The 17171-nt window shown below is 51.6% G+C and carries 15 protein-coding genes and 1 tRNA gene; 15 read left to right on the top strand and 1 reads right to left on the bottom strand.

From position 1 onward, the window contains the following. Positions 1–184 precede the first annotated feature (184 nt). Together NST69_RS09190 and NST69_RS09195 are read left to right on the top strand one after the other, a co-directional pair. On the top strand, positions 185–838 hold the full coding sequence (locus NST69_RS09190; RefSeq protein WP_342549074.1) for an HD domain-containing protein: 654 nt from the start codon (positions 185–187) through the stop codon (positions 836–838). 91 nt (positions 839–929) lie between these two features. Continuing rightward, a complete protein-coding gene (locus NST69_RS09195; RefSeq protein ID WP_342549075.1) occupies positions 930–2381 on the top strand; it encodes a DEAD/DEAH box helicase in 1452 nt (483 codons plus the stop codon). Positions 2382–2761: 380 nt separating this feature from the next. Here the strand turns inward: NST69_RS09195 and NST69_RS09200 are convergent, their stop codons facing one another. Beyond that, complete coding sequence (locus NST69_RS09200) at positions 2762–4477, bottom strand: ABC transporter ATP-binding protein (protein ID WP_342549076.1); 1716 nt, start codon at positions 4475–4477, stop codon at positions 2762–2764. Between the two features lie 219 nt (positions 4478–4696). Here NST69_RS09200 and NST69_RS09205 point away from each other — a divergent pair, with 219 nt between their 5' ends. The 13 genes from NST69_RS09205 to NST69_RS09265 all read left to right on the top strand — a co-directional run bounded on the left by NST69_RS09205 (position 4697) and on the right by NST69_RS09265 (position 17166). Then, entirely contained in the window at positions 4697–4801 is a 105-nt protein-coding gene (locus NST69_RS09205; protein ID WP_209874443.1) for a YjcZ family sporulation protein, read from the top strand. Positions 4802–5092: 291 nt separating this feature from the next. After that, positions 5093–6325: an MFS transporter gene (locus NST69_RS09210; RefSeq protein ID WP_342549077.1), complete on the top strand. Its 1233-nt coding sequence runs from the start codon at positions 5093–5095 to the stop codon at positions 6323–6325. 158 nt (positions 6326–6483) lie between these two features. Then, positions 6484–7494, top strand: a complete 1011-nt coding sequence (locus NST69_RS09215) for an ABC transporter substrate-binding protein (RefSeq protein WP_342549078.1) — start codon at positions 6484–6486, stop codon at positions 7492–7494. Between the two features lie 124 nt (positions 7495–7618). Beyond that, positions 7619–9229, top strand: a complete 1611-nt coding sequence (locus NST69_RS09220) for a helix-turn-helix domain-containing protein (protein ID WP_342549079.1) — start codon at positions 7619–7621, stop codon at positions 9227–9229. Between the two features lie 103 nt (positions 9230–9332). Further along, positions 9333–9416 (top strand) — tRNA-Leu (locus NST69_RS09225). Positions 9417–9711: 295 nt separating this feature from the next. Next, positions 9712–9957 carry a phosphopantetheine-binding protein gene (locus NST69_RS09230; RefSeq protein WP_042238312.1) on the top strand — a complete coding sequence of 82 codons (246 nt, stop codon included), beginning with the start codon at positions 9712–9714 and terminating at the stop codon, positions 9955–9957. Positions 9958–9970: 13 nt separating this feature from the next. After that, on the top strand, positions 9971–11299 hold the full coding sequence (locus NST69_RS09235; RefSeq protein ID WP_342549080.1) for a hypothetical protein: 1329 nt from the start codon (positions 9971–9973) through the stop codon (positions 11297–11299). Between the two features lie 33 nt (positions 11300–11332). Beyond that, positions 11333–12442, top strand: coding sequence for a hypothetical protein (locus NST69_RS09240; protein ID WP_342549081.1), 1110 nt, complete (start codon positions 11333–11335; stop codon positions 12440–12442). Beyond that, positions 12396–13574 (top strand): radical SAM protein, encoded by a 1179-nt coding sequence (locus NST69_RS09245; protein ID WP_342549082.1) that lies wholly within the window; start codon positions 12396–12398, stop codon positions 13572–13574. Before NST69_RS09240 ends, NST69_RS09245 begins: the two co-directional genes overlap by 47 nt. A 29-nt stretch (positions 13575–13603) precedes the next feature. Next, positions 13604–14464, top strand: coding sequence for a hypothetical protein (locus tag NST69_RS09250; protein WP_342549083.1), 861 nt, complete (start codon positions 13604–13606; stop codon positions 14462–14464). Next, positions 14461–15372 carry an FkbM family methyltransferase gene (locus tag NST69_RS09255; RefSeq protein WP_340979117.1) on the top strand — a complete coding sequence of 304 codons (912 nt, stop codon included), beginning with the start codon at positions 14461–14463 and terminating at the stop codon, positions 15370–15372. The genes NST69_RS09250 and NST69_RS09255 overlap by 4 nt, the downstream gene beginning before the upstream one ends. A gap of 10 nt (positions 15373–15382) precedes the next feature. Then, entirely contained in the window at positions 15383–16366 is a 984-nt protein-coding gene (locus NST69_RS09260) for an ATP-binding cassette domain-containing protein (protein ID WP_339257414.1), read from the top strand. Further along, on the top strand, positions 16363–17166 hold the full coding sequence (locus NST69_RS09265) for an ABC-2 family transporter protein (RefSeq protein ID WP_342549084.1): 804 nt from the start codon (positions 16363–16365) through the stop codon (positions 17164–17166). The genes NST69_RS09260 and NST69_RS09265 overlap by 4 nt, the downstream gene beginning before the upstream one ends. The last annotated feature ends 5 nt before the right edge of the window (positions 17167–17171 follow it).

Consider the following 17171-nt stretch of genomic DNA (forward strand, 5'->3'; position numbering starts at 1 on the left):
TGCGTTAGCCCTCCCTGAATGAATTCAGGTGTGCTAACGCTGCTTGTGATGATGAAGCTGATTCGTTATGATGGACAAGCGGTTCATGCGAATCAATTCCCTTCCGGCTGGATTACAGCACATTATAGCGGATCAGGAGCAACCGCGCAAGACCTGCATTATTTTCCATAAAGGAGCAATCATAATGAATCATACAGTGCTGATTACAGCAGCAGAGAACTTCGCGAAGGAGCAGCTCGGCCAGGATACCACCGGCCATGACTGGTTCCATACGAACCGGGTGCGGAATACTGCGGCGCTGATCGCAAGAATGGAAGGGGCGAGTGTGGTCATCTGCACGATCGCTGCCCTGCTGCATGATGTAGCAGACGAGAAGCTGAACCCCTCCAAGGAGGCGGGGCTGCTCAAAGTACAAACATGGCTCACCGCACATCTGCCGGATGAAGCTGCGTGCAGGCATATTATGGAGATCATCGGGACAATGTCGTTCAGCGGCGGCGGGGGGGAGCCCATGTCAACGCTGGAAGGGCAGGTGGTCCAGGATGCGGACCGTCTGGATGCGCTCGGGGCGATCGGCATCACGCGGACGATGGTTTTCTCCGGTGCGAAGGGCCGTCCGGTCTATGATCCGGAGATTCCCCCGCGTGACGAATCGCTGAAGAAGGAATACCGCGATTATTCCAAGGGTACAGCGGTCAATCATTTTTATGAGAAGCTGTTGAAGCTGAAGGACCTCATGAACACCCCGTACGGCAAGCAATTGGCGGAGGAGCGGCACCGGTTCATGCTGATTTTTCTGGAGCAATTCGATAAGGAATGGAATCAGGGGGCGGAGTAGGTGTTATAATGGAATAATGCGCAAGATGGATGGAACGCGGGCTGGCCCCGCCTGAACCGGAACAATCAGCATAGAAGAGGTAGAATATAATATGAGTGAAGAACAAGTACAGTTTAGTGATTATGGTCTGAATGAGGAGATTATCCGCGCGCTGGAGGTTCTGAAGTATGTGGACCCCACCGAGGTGCAGCGGAAGGTGATTCCTGTGGCGCTGAAGGCGCAGGATCTGATCGTCAAGTCTCAGACCGGCAGCGGCAAGACCGCAGCCTTCGCCATCCCGCTCTGCGAGCTTGCCGATTGGGCGGAGAACAAACCCCAGGCGCTCGTGCTGACCCCTACCCGGGAGCTGGCCCAGCAGGTGAGAGAGGATATTACGAACATCGGGCGCTTCAAGCGGATCAAGGCGGTAGCGCTGTTCGGCAAGCAGCCTTTTGCCCCGCAGAAGCTGGAGCTGACCCAGAAGACGCATGTCGTTGTAGGCACGCCGGGCCGTGTATTCGACCATATTGAGCGCGGTACGCTGAACCTGAGCCGGATACAATATCTGGTGATTGACGAAGCGGACGAAATGCTCAGCATGGGCTTCATCGAGCAGATCGAGAAGATCATTAAGCAGCTGCCCAAGGAACGTGTAACGATGCTGTTCTCGGCGACACTGCCGGAAGTGATCAAGAATCTGTGCCGGAAGTATATGACGGACCCGGTGGATATTGAGATTGAAGCCAGCGGAATTACGACAGCATCGATTGAACATGCCTTGATTGAGGTTGTACAAGCTGCCAAGTTCGGACTGCTCAGCGACCTGCTGACGGTGGAGAACCCGGATAGCTGTATTATTTTTTGCCGGACCCAGGAGCAGGTGAATGCCCTCTTCCGCGGGATGGCCGACCTCGAATATCCGGTGGACAAGATTCACGGCGGCATGGAGCAGGACGAGCGGTTTGAGGTGATGAATGCTTTTAAGCGGGGCCAGTTCCGTTATCTGATCGCCACCGACGTTGCAGCCAGAGGGATTGATATCGAGAACATCACCCATGTCATCAACTACGATATCCCGCTCGAAAAAGAGAGCTACGTCCACCGCACCGGCCGGACTGCCCGCGCAGGCAAAAGCGGCAAAGCGATCACCTTCGTGACGCCGAACGAGCACAAATGGGTCAAGGAAATTGAAGGCTATATCGGCTTCAGCCTGCCGGAGATGAAGGCTCCCTCGGACGATGCCGTGGCCTATGCCAAACCTGCCTTCGATCTGAAGCTGGGTAAGCAGCAGGTCCGTAAAGCCGGCAAAACCGAGGTCATGAATCAGGACATCATGAAGCTCTATTTCAATGGCGGCAAGAAAAAGAAGCTCCGCGCGGTGGACTTCGTCGGCACCATTGCGAAGCTTGAGGGCATTTCGGCTGAGGACATCGGGATCATCACGATTCAGGATAACGTGACCTACGTCGATATTCTGAACGGTAAGGGCTCGCTTGTATTGCAGACGATGAAGGAGACCACGGTCAAGGGCAAGCTGCTGAAGTGCCATATTGCCAAGAAATAAGCTGGAGCAGTATAAGACATAAGCCAAGCCGGTAACACTTGGTTTCTTCTAAATCCGGAGCCTTGCGGACTCCAGAGGCCTTATTAGGCGAAAAAATCTGTTTTTGGGTAGCTAACGGACTCCAGAGATGTTATATGCCGGAAAATGCGCTTATTGGACATTTAATTGAGCAATAAGCGCTCTGGAGTCCGAAAGACGGGGAAAAGTGAGCAAGATTTGCACATAACGGCTCTGGTGTCCGCTACTATCCGAAGTGTCGAGTTTTATCTGAACAAAAAACCCTTCCGCGCAGCCTTAGGCTGCGCGGAAGGGTTTCATTTGTATATAGACCAGCTTAACCAGCCGTTAGAGTCCTGCTCTGCTTTTAACTCTTCGATATTCTAAGCATTGTACTGCGCCTGATACAGGCGGCTGTAAGTGCCTCCGGCGTTCACCAGCTCCTCGTGGCGGCCTTCCTCGGAGATGCCGTCCTCGCTGACAACAACGATCCGGTCAGCGTTCTTGATCGTCGTCAGGCGGTGGGCAATGACCAGCGTGGTGCGGCCCACCGAGAGGTCGGCCAGTGACTGCTGGATTGCTGCTTCTGTCTCGGTGTCGAGGGCCGAGGTAGCCTCATCCAGAATCAGAATCGGCGGATTCTTCAGGAACATCCGGGCGATGGCCAGGCGCTGCTTCTGTCCGCCGGACAGCTTGACGCCGCGTTCGCCGATCACAGTGTCCATGCCATTCGGCAGGCTGTTAATCAGCTCCTCCAGGCGGGCCTGACGGGCAGCCTGCCAGATTTCCGGCAGCTCTGCATCAAGCTTGCCGTAGGCAATATTCTCACGGATTGTGCCGGAGAAGAGGAACACGTCCTGCTGTACGATCCCGATCTGCTTGCGCAGCGAGCTGAGCTTCATATCCCGGATGTCGATCCCGTCGATGGAGATCGCGCCGCCGGTCACATCGTAGAACCGGGGGAGCAGGCTGCAGATGGTTGTTTTCCCCGCACCGGAGGGTCCGACGAAGGCAATCGTCTCACCGGCGTTAACGCTCAGGCTAACATCCTCCAGCACCTTGCGGTCGTCTTCATAGCCGAAGCTGACATTGCTGAAGCTGATATCCCCGCGAAGCGGGCCAACCGCTACTGCATCCGGTTTGTCAGCGATATCCGGCTCGGTATCAATGACTTCCAGATAACGTTTGAAGCCGGCAATCCCCTTCGGATAACTCTCGATTACAGCATTAATCTTCTCAATCGGCCGGAAGAAGACGTTGGACAGCAGAATGAAAGCGACGAATTCCCCGATTTCCAGCTCTCCCTGAATGAAGAACCACGCCCCGCAGACCATCACTACAATGGTGATCAGACGGGTCATCATATAGCTGACCGACGAGCTTTTGGCCATCAGCTTGTACGCCATCAGCTTGGTCTCGCGGAACTTCTGGTTGTCCACAGCGAACAGCTCTTTCTCGAATTCTTCATTGGCAAAAGACTGGACCACGCGGATGCCGCCGACATTATCTTCAATCCGAGCATTGAAGTTTCCTACGTTGCCGAATAGACGGTGATAGGTTTCAGTCATGCTGCGTCCGAAGTGGATAATGACCCAGGCCATAATCGGCACGATGATGAAGGTGATCACGGCCAGCTGAAGATTGATATCGGCCATCAGCACAAATGCACCGACCAGCGTCATGACGGCAATGAACACATCCTCCGGCCCGTGATGCGCGACTTCCCCGATATCGTTCAGGTCATTGGTTATTCTGCCGAGCAGGTGACCTGTTTTATTGTTGTCGAAGAACCGGAAGCTGAGCTTCTGGATATGATCGAACATTTTTTTTCGCATATTGGTTTCAATATTAATGCCCAGCATATGCCCCCAGTAGGTAACGACGTAATTCATTGCTGTATTGAGCGCATAGATCCCGAGCAGGGCAACGCAGGCAATCAGAATCAGCGGCCAATCTTGGCCCGGCAGCAGATCATCAATGAATTTATTGACAGCCACCGGAAAAGCAAGCTCCAGCAGACCGGCACCCACCGCACAGGTGAAATCAAGGATAAACAGCTTCTTGTAAGGACGGTAATAGGAGAAAAAACGACGCAGCATATCTTGTTCACTCTTTTCTGTAATATGTTATGTATCTGGTTATTGAGATTGATTCTCAACTGAACCTATGTTTAGGATACTAAAGCGGGTTACACGTTTTGTCAACGGTGAGAACATTTAAATTAGAAATATACTGCGGAATTCATTGCCGTTTAACCCATACCGAAAAGCGGTTTTATACATATTTTAACAGTATACGGGCATAAAGGAGGAGTTAACATGAGCGAAAATATTGGGGGATACGGCGGAGTCTTCACTTCAACTGGAGCGATTCTGGTTCTGTTCATCCTGCTCGTCATCATCACTAAATCCTTCTGTCTCTAATTCTGTTTCACTTGTTGACCTGCCGCCGGCCCTGAGACCGGCGGTTTTCTTCAAATATAAGAATTTATATGTTGCACACGATAACTTATCCTTCTATTTCTCGCTGAAACGGTACCGTCCTTTAAAAGGACGGCAAAGCCGTTTCCACTTGTGGCTAGGAGGCTGCTCTATCAAGCGATATGGTATAATGAAATAATGCGCCTTGGTTGAAGGGCGTAATACATATAGCGGCTGTATTCACTGACAAGCTCCGGGCTTGACGGGTGCTTTGCTGCGACCTGGAGGTACAACATGAAGCTCGGCCGTGAAAATAACAAGAGGACAAGCCTGTCCTTGTCCTCATCTGCTGCGGATATCCGCAGCAGATGGATGCTCGTCACCGGAATCATCTGTGTGGCCGCTGCCCTGCGCGCCCCGTTCACTTCCGTCGGACCTCTGCTGGAGATGATCCGGGATGACCTGGGGTTGTCGAATACTCTGGCGGGAGCGATTACTACTTTACCTTTACTGGCTTTTGCCCTGCTGTCACCGTTTGCGCCCCGGCTGGCCCGCAAGCTGGGACTGCCCAATATCCTGGTGCTGGCCATGCTCACGCTGTCCATGGGAATTCTGGTTCGTTCGGCTTCCGGCACGGTAACCTTCTTCGCAGGTACGGCGATGATCGGTCTGTCGATTGCCGTCTGTAATGTGCTGCTGCCGGGACTGATCAAGGGGGAATTTCCGCACCGCATCGGTCTGATGACCGGAATCTATACCGTGTCCATGAACATATGTGCAGCGGCTGCTTCGGGGCTGAGTGTTCCCTTGGCCACCCGTGCGGGGCTGGGGTGGAGAGGGACGCTGGCGCTCTGGTTCATGATTGCTGCACTGGCTACGATTTTCTGGATTCCGCAGCTGAAGAGTCTGGGGTCAGGGCAGGCAGGCACTGCATCCCCTTCAGCGGCAAGGGTCTGGCGCTCCCCGCTCGCCTGGCAGGTTACGCTGTTCATGGGGCTGCAATCCCTGCTCTATTATGTGCTGATTGCCTGGTTCTCGGTGATCCTAGGTGAGCGGGGGATGTCTGCCGGCCATGCCGGCTGGATTCTCTCGCTGATGCAGCTGGCCCAGCTGCCGTTCACCTTCTTCGTGCCGCTCTGGGTGGGAAGGATGAAGAGCCAGCGGCTGCCGGTGGTGATAACTTCGGTTCTGTTTATCACGGGCATCCTTGGCGTCTGGCTGGGCAGTACCGCACTGATGGCATTATGGGCTATCTGCATAGGGATTGCCGGGGGCTTCGCCTTCGGTCTGGCGATGATGTTTTTCAGCCTGCGCACCCGGACCACACAGGAGGCCAGCGAGCTGTCAGGGATGGCTCAGTCTGCCGGATATTTGCTGGCGGCGGCGGGACCTGCACTGTTTGGCCTGCTGCATGATGCTGCGGGGAGCTGGAATGTACCGCTTGCGCTGCTTGCCTTAGCAAGCGTACTGCTGTTCGCAGCCGGTATGGGGGCCGGACGCGACAGATATGTGGGAGACCGGTTATAAACGATGGGCTCCGTCAGCTTGGCGGGGTCAAACTATAAGTTTGTATAAGATTTTCGCAGAGAAAGTGCATTGAAAGCTGATCCTGGCATGCTACTATTGTGTTTAAGATCATCTGAGAATGATTATCAATGAAATTAGACACAGGAGTGAAGAGAGACATGAACAATTGGGGCCTGAAAATCATTTGGACCGCTGTACTTATCCTGGCAATGTCCGCTATCGCGGCCTGCGGAACGAATAACAAGGCTGCGGACGGCAAGAATGTCCAGACAGGAAATGCGGCAGCTGCCAGTGCAGCTCCTGCAGAGACTGGCGGAGCGACAGCTTCAGAAGGGGCAACACGGACGGTAACCGGGGAATTCGGGGAGGTGGAGATTCCGGCGAACCCTCAGCGGGTAGCGGGAATCTACGTGGAAGATTACTTGAAGGCGCTTGGCGTCACCCCGGTGGTGCAGTGGTACCATCCCAGCTGGGGCAAGCAGGATTATCTGAATCTGGATGTGCCTGAATTTGATATCAGCGGCAGCATAGAAGCGCTGCTCGATAAGAAACCGGATCTGATCATTACCGATGGCGGTGCAGATGCCGCTAAGGTTGAGCAGTATTCCCTGGTAGCCCCAACCTACCGCCTGCCGGAGAGCGTATTGCAGGATTCAAGGCTAATCCTTACAGCGGTTGCAGACGCGCTCGGTATTCCTGAGAAGGGGAAGGCCGTACTGGCCGAATATGACCAGAAGGTAGCAGACGGCAAAGCCGCGTTGCAGCAGGCCTTGGGACAAGAGAAGGTGGCTGTGATCCGGCTGAATGTGGCAGACAAAACCGTTGCTCTTTTTGGAGTCAAAAACCGTTTTACCGGTGTGCTCTATAATCAATTCGGTCTGACACCTGTTCCTATGGCCGCTGAGATGACGGAATTTCAGTCGATCATCTCCGAAGAAGTGATCCCCGAGCTTGAAGCGGATCATATCATTGTGTTCCCTGACAACGGGAATTGGGATACTGCGGCCAACCAGGAGGCGATCCAAATTCTCGATGGCCCTCTGTGGAAGAACCTGCCTGCGGTCAAGAACGGCAATATCTACCGGATGGAGCGTTCACACTGGCAATCAGGGGGGATTACGGCCAACCAGATGAAGCTGGATGATCTGCTTAAGACTATGGTGAAGTAATTCGGCGTGAAGTGATGATTAGTCTATAAGCGAGAAGAAGGTCTATCCGCAAGGTTGATAGATCTTCTTTTTTGTTTTACACTGGAGTCTATGATAATGATTCTCAGTCAGGAGGGGCGGCAGAATGACCGAACAGTTGCAGGAACACACCAGGAGAAGGCTGCTCCACAGCCTGATAAATATAGAAGCGGTGACACGCTCCCCGTCCGGGAATGAACAGACCGAAGTCTATCCGGAGCATACCCTAATCATTGTGTCTGAAGGGCAGGGGTGGCTGAAGGCAGAGGACAGAAGGTATTCTTTGGAAAAAGGGGCCGGGTTCCTGATCGAAGCCGGATCACTGAACCGGATTCAGGCCGGCGAGCAGGGGATCAGCTGGTACCGGATGGAGTTCGCGCTGATTCCCGCAGGGTACGTCAAGCCTGGCACCGGAGATAAGGGGCAGGAGGAACATGCAGAATATTTGCTCTGCCCGGGATATCTGGATTGCCGGCCGTTCTCCCAGTGTGCCCTGCTGCTGGATTCCATCTATTATAGCTTCCGGCGCCCGGAGGATATGGAATGGTTCGCGGCCCAGACCCGGTTCCAGGAGCTGCTGCTGTTGATTATGCGGGCGAATACTCCGGTACTGAAGGCTAAGGATGACCGTGAGGCCGTGGAAGCCTCGATCCGCTATATGGAAGAGCATTGCAGTGAACCGTTATCTGTCGATCAGCTGGCTGAGATTGCAGGGATCGGGCGTGCGCGTTATACGCAGATTTTCAAAGAAATTACGGGCCGGATGCCCTTGGAGCACCTGAACGGTCTGCGTATTGAACGGGCACAGCAGCAGCTTCTGCTGACCCGGGACCGGCTGCATGAGGTGGCCCTGGCTGCAGGCTACAGCAATGAGTATTATTTCAACCGGCGCTTCAAAAGAACAGTAGGGGTGACTCCCGGACAATACAGAAGCCTCCACCAGGAGGGCGTCCGGGTATTTGCTCCTTTTCTGGAGGATTATCTGCTGGCACTCGGCATTACTCCGGTCGTGCAGTATTGCCATGCCAAGTGGGGCAAGCAGGAATACCTCGGGCTGGATCAGGTTCCGGCGTTCGATATCTCCAGCGGAGACTGGCAAGGACTCATCCGTTACAGTCCTGAGCTGATTATGCTGGATGACGGCTTCCAGCGCTGGCAGTTGGGGGAATGTAGCCGTGTCGCCCCGCTGTTCCGGCTCCCATTCCATCAGGAGGACTGGCGTGCCACGCTCCGCAGTGCAGGTGCAGTCTTCGGGAGAACGGGTCGGGTGCAGGAGGTCATCAGCGATTATGAGCAGCAGGCCCGGCAGGCAAAACGTCAGCTCAGCCGCAGCGTCCGGGGGCAGACAGTGGCACTGCTGCGGATTTCTGCCCATGGCATTGCTCTGTATGGCAGTGAGCATCTGGGATATGCAGCGGGTGTCCTCTATGAAGATCTGGAGCTGGGGCGGAATCCCCTGGTACGGCAGCTCACCCGTGGACAGAAGTGCGTGAGCCTGAGCCCTGAAGAGCTGTCCGGCTTGAACACAGATCATTTGTTCATTACGTTCGACCGGCAGGAAGGTGAGGGGCGGGAACTGCTCGATACCCCAATCTGGAGAAGCCTGCCTGCAGTACGCAACCGCTGCGTGTACGAGGTGGATTTCATGGCCTGGATGAATTACGGTGTCCTGTCGCATCAGCGGAAGATCGCGGATGTGCTGAAGGTATTGGCTTAAGGCACACCTCCCTACAGAAATACACACAAAAAAAGCTTGCAATTCCCGGCCAAAGAGAGTATATTCTTAATTACGGTGATTGAATCACTGTAATACATAATATGCGGTCATGGCGGAATTGGCAGACGCGCTGGCTTCAGGTGCCAGTGATAGCAATATCGTGGAGGTTCGAGTCCTCTTGACCGCATCATAGCTTACAATACAGGTTCTTGCTTGGCATTTATGCCAGCAGGGACCTGTTTTTGTTTGGTATTTTAATGATTAGTTCGTTCCCCGCTTAAACAGCGGTCCGTTCACGCAGCGTCCACCCAAGTGCTCAAGCGGATCTTACTCCAAACAGTAATCTCTCAGCTGCAATCAATCCAATAAAAATCCTATACATATCATAAAAATGTGAGTTAGAAGCCGGAACCCTGAGGCTGTATCATAACTAGTAAGCAAGGCTGTTTATTTAAAATTCATGATGCGAGGAGAACGGTGATATGCAGGATACCATTGTGCGGATCTTGAGTGAAATTAAGAACAATCCAGAGCTGTTGCTCACGGCCACTGAAGCCACCGATATTGTGAATGATGTAGGTCTGGATTCCCTGCAGATGATTAATTTCATTCTCCGGATCGAAGACGAATTTGAAATTGAGTTTGATTTTGATCATTTTGCCTATGAGGATTTCCAGTCGATCGGGGATTTCATGGGGTTCATCACAGCCACGCAAACCGCTTCTTAAGGGGGCTTCATGGATGAAGTCAACCGTGGTTTTAGGCACCTTTGATTCCGAGGCGTGGTGGCGGAGTCCGCATGGATCTATGCTTCCTTCTATGAACAGCAGCCAAGCTGTGACGATGGGCATGGATGAATTGTTGTTTCCGTTATGCAAGGAGCAAGATATTCTGTTCACCCGGCAGCCCATGGACGAGCATCTTAGAAGCTATTTATCGCAGCTCGGCTATACCTTCACGAATGTTCATTGCAGAAATCCTCTTCATGCGGATGACTACAGGCTGCATGTGTTTGATCTTCTAATGGCTGATGCAAGCTACTACCAGCAGGTACTCCCGCAAGAGGCTCTATTCTCTCCCTATTCTATTCTGTCCGATACCAGTGAGTTAGTGCGCAGGTTCAATGTCGGTAATCAGTTTCCCTCCTTAGATACAGTTCGGGCTGTGAATTCAAAGATCTATTCTCATGAACTAAGACAAAGATTGGGCATTCGCAATATGTCCTCTATAGCTGACAGCTCGGAGGAACTGCTGGCCCTGGGCTCGGAGCTGCTACGGACTGGACAAGTGCTGGTGAAGGACCCTCTGGGTGTCTCAGGCCGGGGCAATATGTTGATTTCGGGCGATAGAATGCTGAAGAGAATTGCGGCCTATCTGCAAGAGCAAGAGAATCGAGGCAAACAAACACAATTCATTATTGAACCCCTGCTTGATAAAACGGAGGATTTCTCCTGTCAGCTGTTCATTACAGCGCAGGGGGATGTGCAATACCTTTCTGTTCAAAAGATGGTAAACGAAGCTTTCTCTTATGTAGGCTCCTATCCTGTCGGTTCCGGGTTTACCCGGATTCTCCGGGACAATGATTATTTCAGCATTATGGAAGAAGCCTGCAAGGACTTGTTCATGGCAGGCTATCACGGAGAGGTATGTATAGATTCCATGCTGCTGGCAAGCGGTGAGCTGGTACCCATCGTTGAGATTAATGCCAGAAAGTCCATGGGGCTGATTAATCATCATCTCAATAACTATTTACAGCAGTATTCTTTGTTCAGCTTTTTGACCTTTATCTCGGCAGGCTGCGCTGCGGAGGTGACCATGCTGCAGGTTCTGGAGGCTCTAAGAGCAGGCGAATTGTTGTTTACGCAAGAGAACAGGCAAGGAATTATTCCGCTGGGTGCAAACACGCTGTTCGGCTCCGGCAATACCGTATTTACTGAGGCGGAGTCTGTTTGGCGGAAGGGGAAGCTTTATGTAGCTGCTCCCTATGCTTCTGATATAAGTGAAGCATTAACTCTAGTCCAGCGGGTGAAGGACGTCTTGAAGTCTCTGGCGATTAAAATTTATAACTGACCCGTCTTTATTGTGAAAAGAGGGAGCTGACCAATGATTACCCTTTTATGCTCATCTGTCGCATTGGGAGTCTATACGCCCGCAGTCCTGTTACGTGAGGAGCTAAGCAGGTACTATGAGGCCGATCTGGAAGTGCTGGAAAGCCTGTATCCGCCCGAAACAAGACTGAAATTAACCGAGAACAAGAAGGTTTTCTCTACTAGGTTTGATGTAGCCAAGCTGGGTCACAGAATGATCAGGGATATCACACCGAATCTGGACCCGCAGCTGGTAACCCGGCTTCTAGGCAAGTGGGCTGAAGAGAACCGGAGGGTATTTATGGTTTTCTCGGGGTTTTGGATGCCCATTCTGGAAGAGTACACGAAGAGTTACCGCAAGGATGTCCATGTGGAGCTGATTCATATGGATGCGGTCATATCCCCTTCGTGGAAGCTGTATTCCAACAATATCCGGAATGATCTATTTACAGTGAACGATGTCTGGCTTTTTGATGGGGCGGCTGGGCGGGTGAATTACACTATTTCCATGGGTCATGCTGCCCCTAAAGACTATAAGGAACGTGACAACCGGCTCGTCATCCATGGCGGCGGCTGGGGAATGGGGACCTACAAGGAGACGGCAGCAGAGCTGAATCACTCCCTGGATTTGAACATCGTCATTCATGAGCTCACGGATAATCAGGCTTATGGAGCCGGCCACCGTTACTACATGGTGAAGCCGGGCTGGTCGCCCTGGATGAAGAATGAAGAGAATGAATATACCCTGCCGCCGTTCGGCGAAGTGATCCATCAGCGCTTTAACGAGGATACCGGGGTGAAGCATAGCTTCTATCAGCTGATCTGTAACTCGAAGGCTATTATCAGCAAGCCGGGCGGAGGAACCCTGCTGGATTCGCTGGAATCCTTCACTCCAATTATTTTCCTGGAGCCGCTGGGTGAGCATGAAGCCTGCAACGCCGAGCTATGGGAGCGGCTGGGTTTTGGCATAAGATATGAGCACTGGATGAGTATGGGCTGTCCGCTTGAGATTTTGGAGGCATGTAGTGAGAACATAAAAAGCTATAAAACTCAGGTGTTAAATTATGGGAGGTGCTTTCATGAGACAGCCGCAAACATCGGTAGTGCTCGACCGGGATTCCTTTGAACGGTTAAAGAAAACCATTAAGCATATGTCGGTCACGCACAAACAGGTTCACCTTAACCCTACGTATTCTACGAATCTTCCTGTCGAGGTCGGGCTTAAATTAACCAATGGCTGCAATCTGCGCTGCAAGCATTGCTTTGAATGGAACGCTGAGGGGTATCATCGGGATTTGGGCAGAGCCGAGCAGAGGGAAGAGCTTGATTTCGCTGTAATTGAAAAAGTGTTCCGGCAAACCAAAGAAACGAACGCCAATATGTTCCTTTGGGGAGGGGAGCCTCTGTACTACAGCCGGTTCAATGAACTGGCCGACCTGCTGGAGCAGGACCCCAGATGGACGGTGTTATGCACCAACGGCATTCAAATTATAGAGAAGCTGGATTCCATCCTCAAAATGTCCAAAAGTCTGGTCTGTCTGATCAGTCTGGAAGGCTTCGAAGCAGAGAATGATGCGATCCGGGGAAAGGGCACCTTCAAGAAGGTGATGGCGGGCATTGATAAGTTGCTGGAGCTGGAGAAGGAGGGCATCTACCAGGGGAAAATCTCCATCCATCTGACGATCAGCGATGTCATGATTGATAAGCTGTATGATTTTGTGGAGTTTTTTGAACAAAAGGGGATTGACTCGGTATATATTACCTTCCCGTGGTATTTGCCGGATGAAGTGTCGAATAAGATGGACCGTTATTTCAACGAGCATTTCAAGTGGCTGGCGGATGATCTGGAGGAAGGGCACCGCAACAGCTGGCATTCGTTTAAATATAAAATTTCGCCCGACAGGATCGATCCGTTGCTTGCGCAGATGGAGAGAATTAACCAGCGAACCTGGAATTTAAGAACACGGTATCAGCCCGCGCTCGAACTGGATGAAGTACGGGACTTTGTACTCGGTTCAGAGAAGCCTGCCCAGAATAAAACGCAATGCTTGTCGATCCGCACCAGACTGGATGTGCTGGCTGACGGTGAAGTCAGTGCGTGCAAATTATTTCCGGAGTTCTCCCTGGGGAATCTGGCCGATCAGGATCTCAAAGAGATATGGGATGGCGACAATTTTGAAAGGGTACGGGAAACCCTGCAATGCGGCCTGATGCCGGTATGCTCCAAATGCATTCTGCTGTATCTTCACGGAAAATAGGGATGGAGGCTATCACGAAGAATTCCGCTGTGAGCCGCAAACTGACGGATTGGACAGTTCCCTTTGGCCCCTATGATTGTTTGTTGAATGCGGTTACATTGTGGCTGTCTGTCCATCATGCCGATCCGAATCCGCTGTACAGGTATAATTTCTCCATTAATTATTATGCAGGCTATGACTGGTTCGACAGTACGGTGCCTGTGAATGAACTGTTTAACTTCATCCGGCGCTCTTATGGGGTTGAATGCAAGCCTTGCCGTTTAGACTCGGTGGATCGTGGACGGATGTATCTGCTGCCGGTGGACGCTTATTATGTGGCCTACATGAAGGAATTTTACGGGAAGGGCCATATGCTGCATTATGTGCTGGCTGAAGCGGCAGACGATCAGAGCCTGAGAGTTACAGATCCTTATTTTGCAAAAAGCCTATTGGCCGACAGAACTTGCGTGGAGCAGGCATGGCGCACCTTCAGTGAACCGGTTATCCAAATCAGCCCGCCCCTCAGCCTGAAGCCTGACCTGAACTCTATTCGGCCTTACTTAACTGCACAGCCCTATGATGAGCTGCTCCCCCGCACCTTTGACCGGATTTCGGAACGGATCATGGATGTTGGAGCCTATAGGCAGCCGGAGAATTTAATGGATGACCCTGTGTTCAAGCAACAGTTTGGCTGCATCCGCACGATTGCCCTATCGCGGTTAAGGCATTTCGGCACCTGCAGCACCATGGATGTTGCTCACCTCGGCTCAGCCTGGAGGAAGCTTGAAGTGAGCTTTATGAAGATGACCCTGAATATGGACAGAGGGTTAACCGCTACCGTGAAACAATTGAAGCAGATTGCGGAGGATGAGCTGGCTTATTTACATTCCTATGCAACAGGAGGCCGATGATGCCGGAAGAAACCAGGTATGAGCAGATCCAGCGGATGTTTTGGGAGAAGAGGGTCGAGGCTGTCCAATTGCTTAGACGGGCGCTTAAAGAGCAGGTGGAGCAGATTGAGATTCATAAGGATGAGACCCGGATCAGGCTTACAGATGGGAGACGGTTTCATTGGGATCTCGGGCATGTGAACAGTCTCGGATTCCTGATGCGGGATGGATATGTCGAGCGGGAAGAGAGCCGGTTATTGTCTATTCTGATCCGTGAAGGATTTGAAGTATTGGATATCGGGGCGAATTATGGATGGTATTCCACGTTATTCGCACAAGCGGTGGGGCCTGGGGGCAGAGTTCATAGCTTTGAGCCGGTAAGCCCTACCTTCTCTGAACTGGCAAGAAACATCCAATTAAATAAGCTGCAGAATGTAGTGTTGAATCAGCTTGCGCTGTCGGACTATAACGGGGAAGCCGAGATCTATCTGCCTGTACAAAGCGGATCTGAGGATGCTGCGTTAATCATTGACCCGGCCTTGCAGCATGAAACCTACCATTGCCGGGTGCAAACGCTGGATACGTACATTGAGTTGCAGCAGATCAGCCATATTGACCTGATCAAAATCGATATTGAAGGCGGCGAATTAAAAGCATTACAGGGAATGGAACAGTATTTACAGCATCATGAGAAGCCCATGCTCATGCTGGAAGCGACGGAAGTTCTGGCTTTACGGTTCGGGAATTCGATAAGTGATGTATTCCGGTTTTTGAAGGAGTATCAGTATCAACTCTTTCAACTGTCCGCAGAGGAGCTTGTTGAGCTGGATAGCGCTGCGGAAGTGCAGGCACAGAATATATTTGGTCTGCAGCCGGAGCATATCCGGAGGTACAGCCCGTTCATCAGATTGATAACCATTGCAAAGTAGGGATGCCGGTATGGTCATTCATGTGGATCAATTGAGCAAGTCCTTTGACTACTACAAAAAAGAAACGGGAATCAGAAACTCTGTCAAGAATCTGTTCCACAGGGAGAAATTAACCAAGGATGCAGTAAATAAGGTCTCATTCGATATTAACGAAGGCGAGATGGTTGCCTTTCTGGGTCCGAACGGAGCAGGCAAAACCACCACTTTGAAAATGCTCTCCGGTATTCTTTATCCGACTGATGGCAGTGCGGAGGTGCTGGGCTACACGCCCTGGGAGAGGAAAAATGACTTCAAGAAGCAATTTTCCATTGTCATGGGCCAAAAAAACCAGCTGTGGCTGGATCTGCCGGCAAGCGATTCCCTGTATTTAAACAAGTGTATTTATGAAATCAGCGATCAGAAGTATAAGGAGACACTTGACGAGTTAGTGACGCTGATGGATGTCAGGCACCTGCTGCATGTACAGGTCCGAAGACTGTCCCTGGGTGAGCGGATGAAGATGGAGCTGATCGCTGCTTTGCTGCACCGGCCGAGAATTATTTTTCTGGATGAGCCGACGATAGGCCTGGATCTGGTCTCTCAGAAGAACATCCGTGAGTTCCTCAAGGCCTACAATCATGAATTCCGCACGACTCTGCTGCTTACGAGCCACTATATGAAGGATATTGAAGACCTCTGTAAGCGGACCATCGTAATCAATCAGGGCAAGCTGGTGTATGACGGGGAGATCCGCAAGATCAATGAGGTCATGAATGAGAAAAAACGAATGAAGCTGACGTTCTCGGCCATCGTCGAGCGGAAGGATCTGGCCGTTATGGGTTCTATCAAAGAATATAGCGGCTATGACGTCATTCTGGAAGTGGAGCGAGCGAAGTTCAAGGAGTATTCCAGAATGGCCATGGATCACTTTCCCGTCATTGATCTGAATCTGGAGGACATTCCTCTGGAGGAAGCCATTGCACGTTTATATGAACAGCCGGAGCCGCGCGGATGAACAATAAATTTGCCGTCAGCTTTTCGCTGGGAATCCAGAACTCCATGGAATACCGCTTTAACTTTTTTATGGGTTTTGCCAGTCTCTTCTTCCCGATCTTCATCCAGCTCTTCCTGTGGAAGGCGGTCTATAGCCATGCCTCTAATATGAACTTGTATGGCTATACTTACCAGCAGATGATCGTCTACACCATCGTAGCTGCCCTGATCTCGCGGCTGGTGGCTACGGGTCTGGAATATGACATTAACCATGATATCAAGAGCGGGGGGCTCAATAAATATCTGGTGCGGCCGATCGGTTATTTTCCTTATAAAATATGTGTCTACCTTGGCGGGAAGGTCCTCTCGTTTGTCATTACGTTAATCCTGCTGCTGGGCGTGGTGCTGTTTATGGTTTATTACTTCAAGGCGCCAATCAGCGTATCGCGTATACTGGTTTTTGGTGTCGTGCTTATGCTGGCGGTTGTGCTTAACTTCATGATCTCCTTCTCGGTCAGCGCGATTGCCTTCTGGTTAACCGATGTCTCTTACTTTTTTCATGTTACAGCGTTATTGATTCAGATATTTAGCGGCGGGATTTTTCCGCTCGATATTTTTGGGGCGACATGGCTGGCTGTCTTCGATTACCTGCCGTTCAAGTATACGATCTACATGCCGGTGAATTTAATCAATGGCAAGCTGACCCTGCTCCAGGCGCTGCATGTGATAGAGCTGCAACTGCTATGGATTGGACTCCTTCTGTTGCTTACGCGCTATATTTGGAGAGTGGCGATCAAGAAATATATTGCCGTAGGGGGTTAAGGGAA

Source organism: Paenibacillus sp. FSL P2-0089, assembly GCF_038595095.1.
Classification (GTDB): Bacteria; Bacillota; Bacilli; order Paenibacillales; family Paenibacillaceae; genus Paenibacillus_AQ; species Paenibacillus_AQ silagei.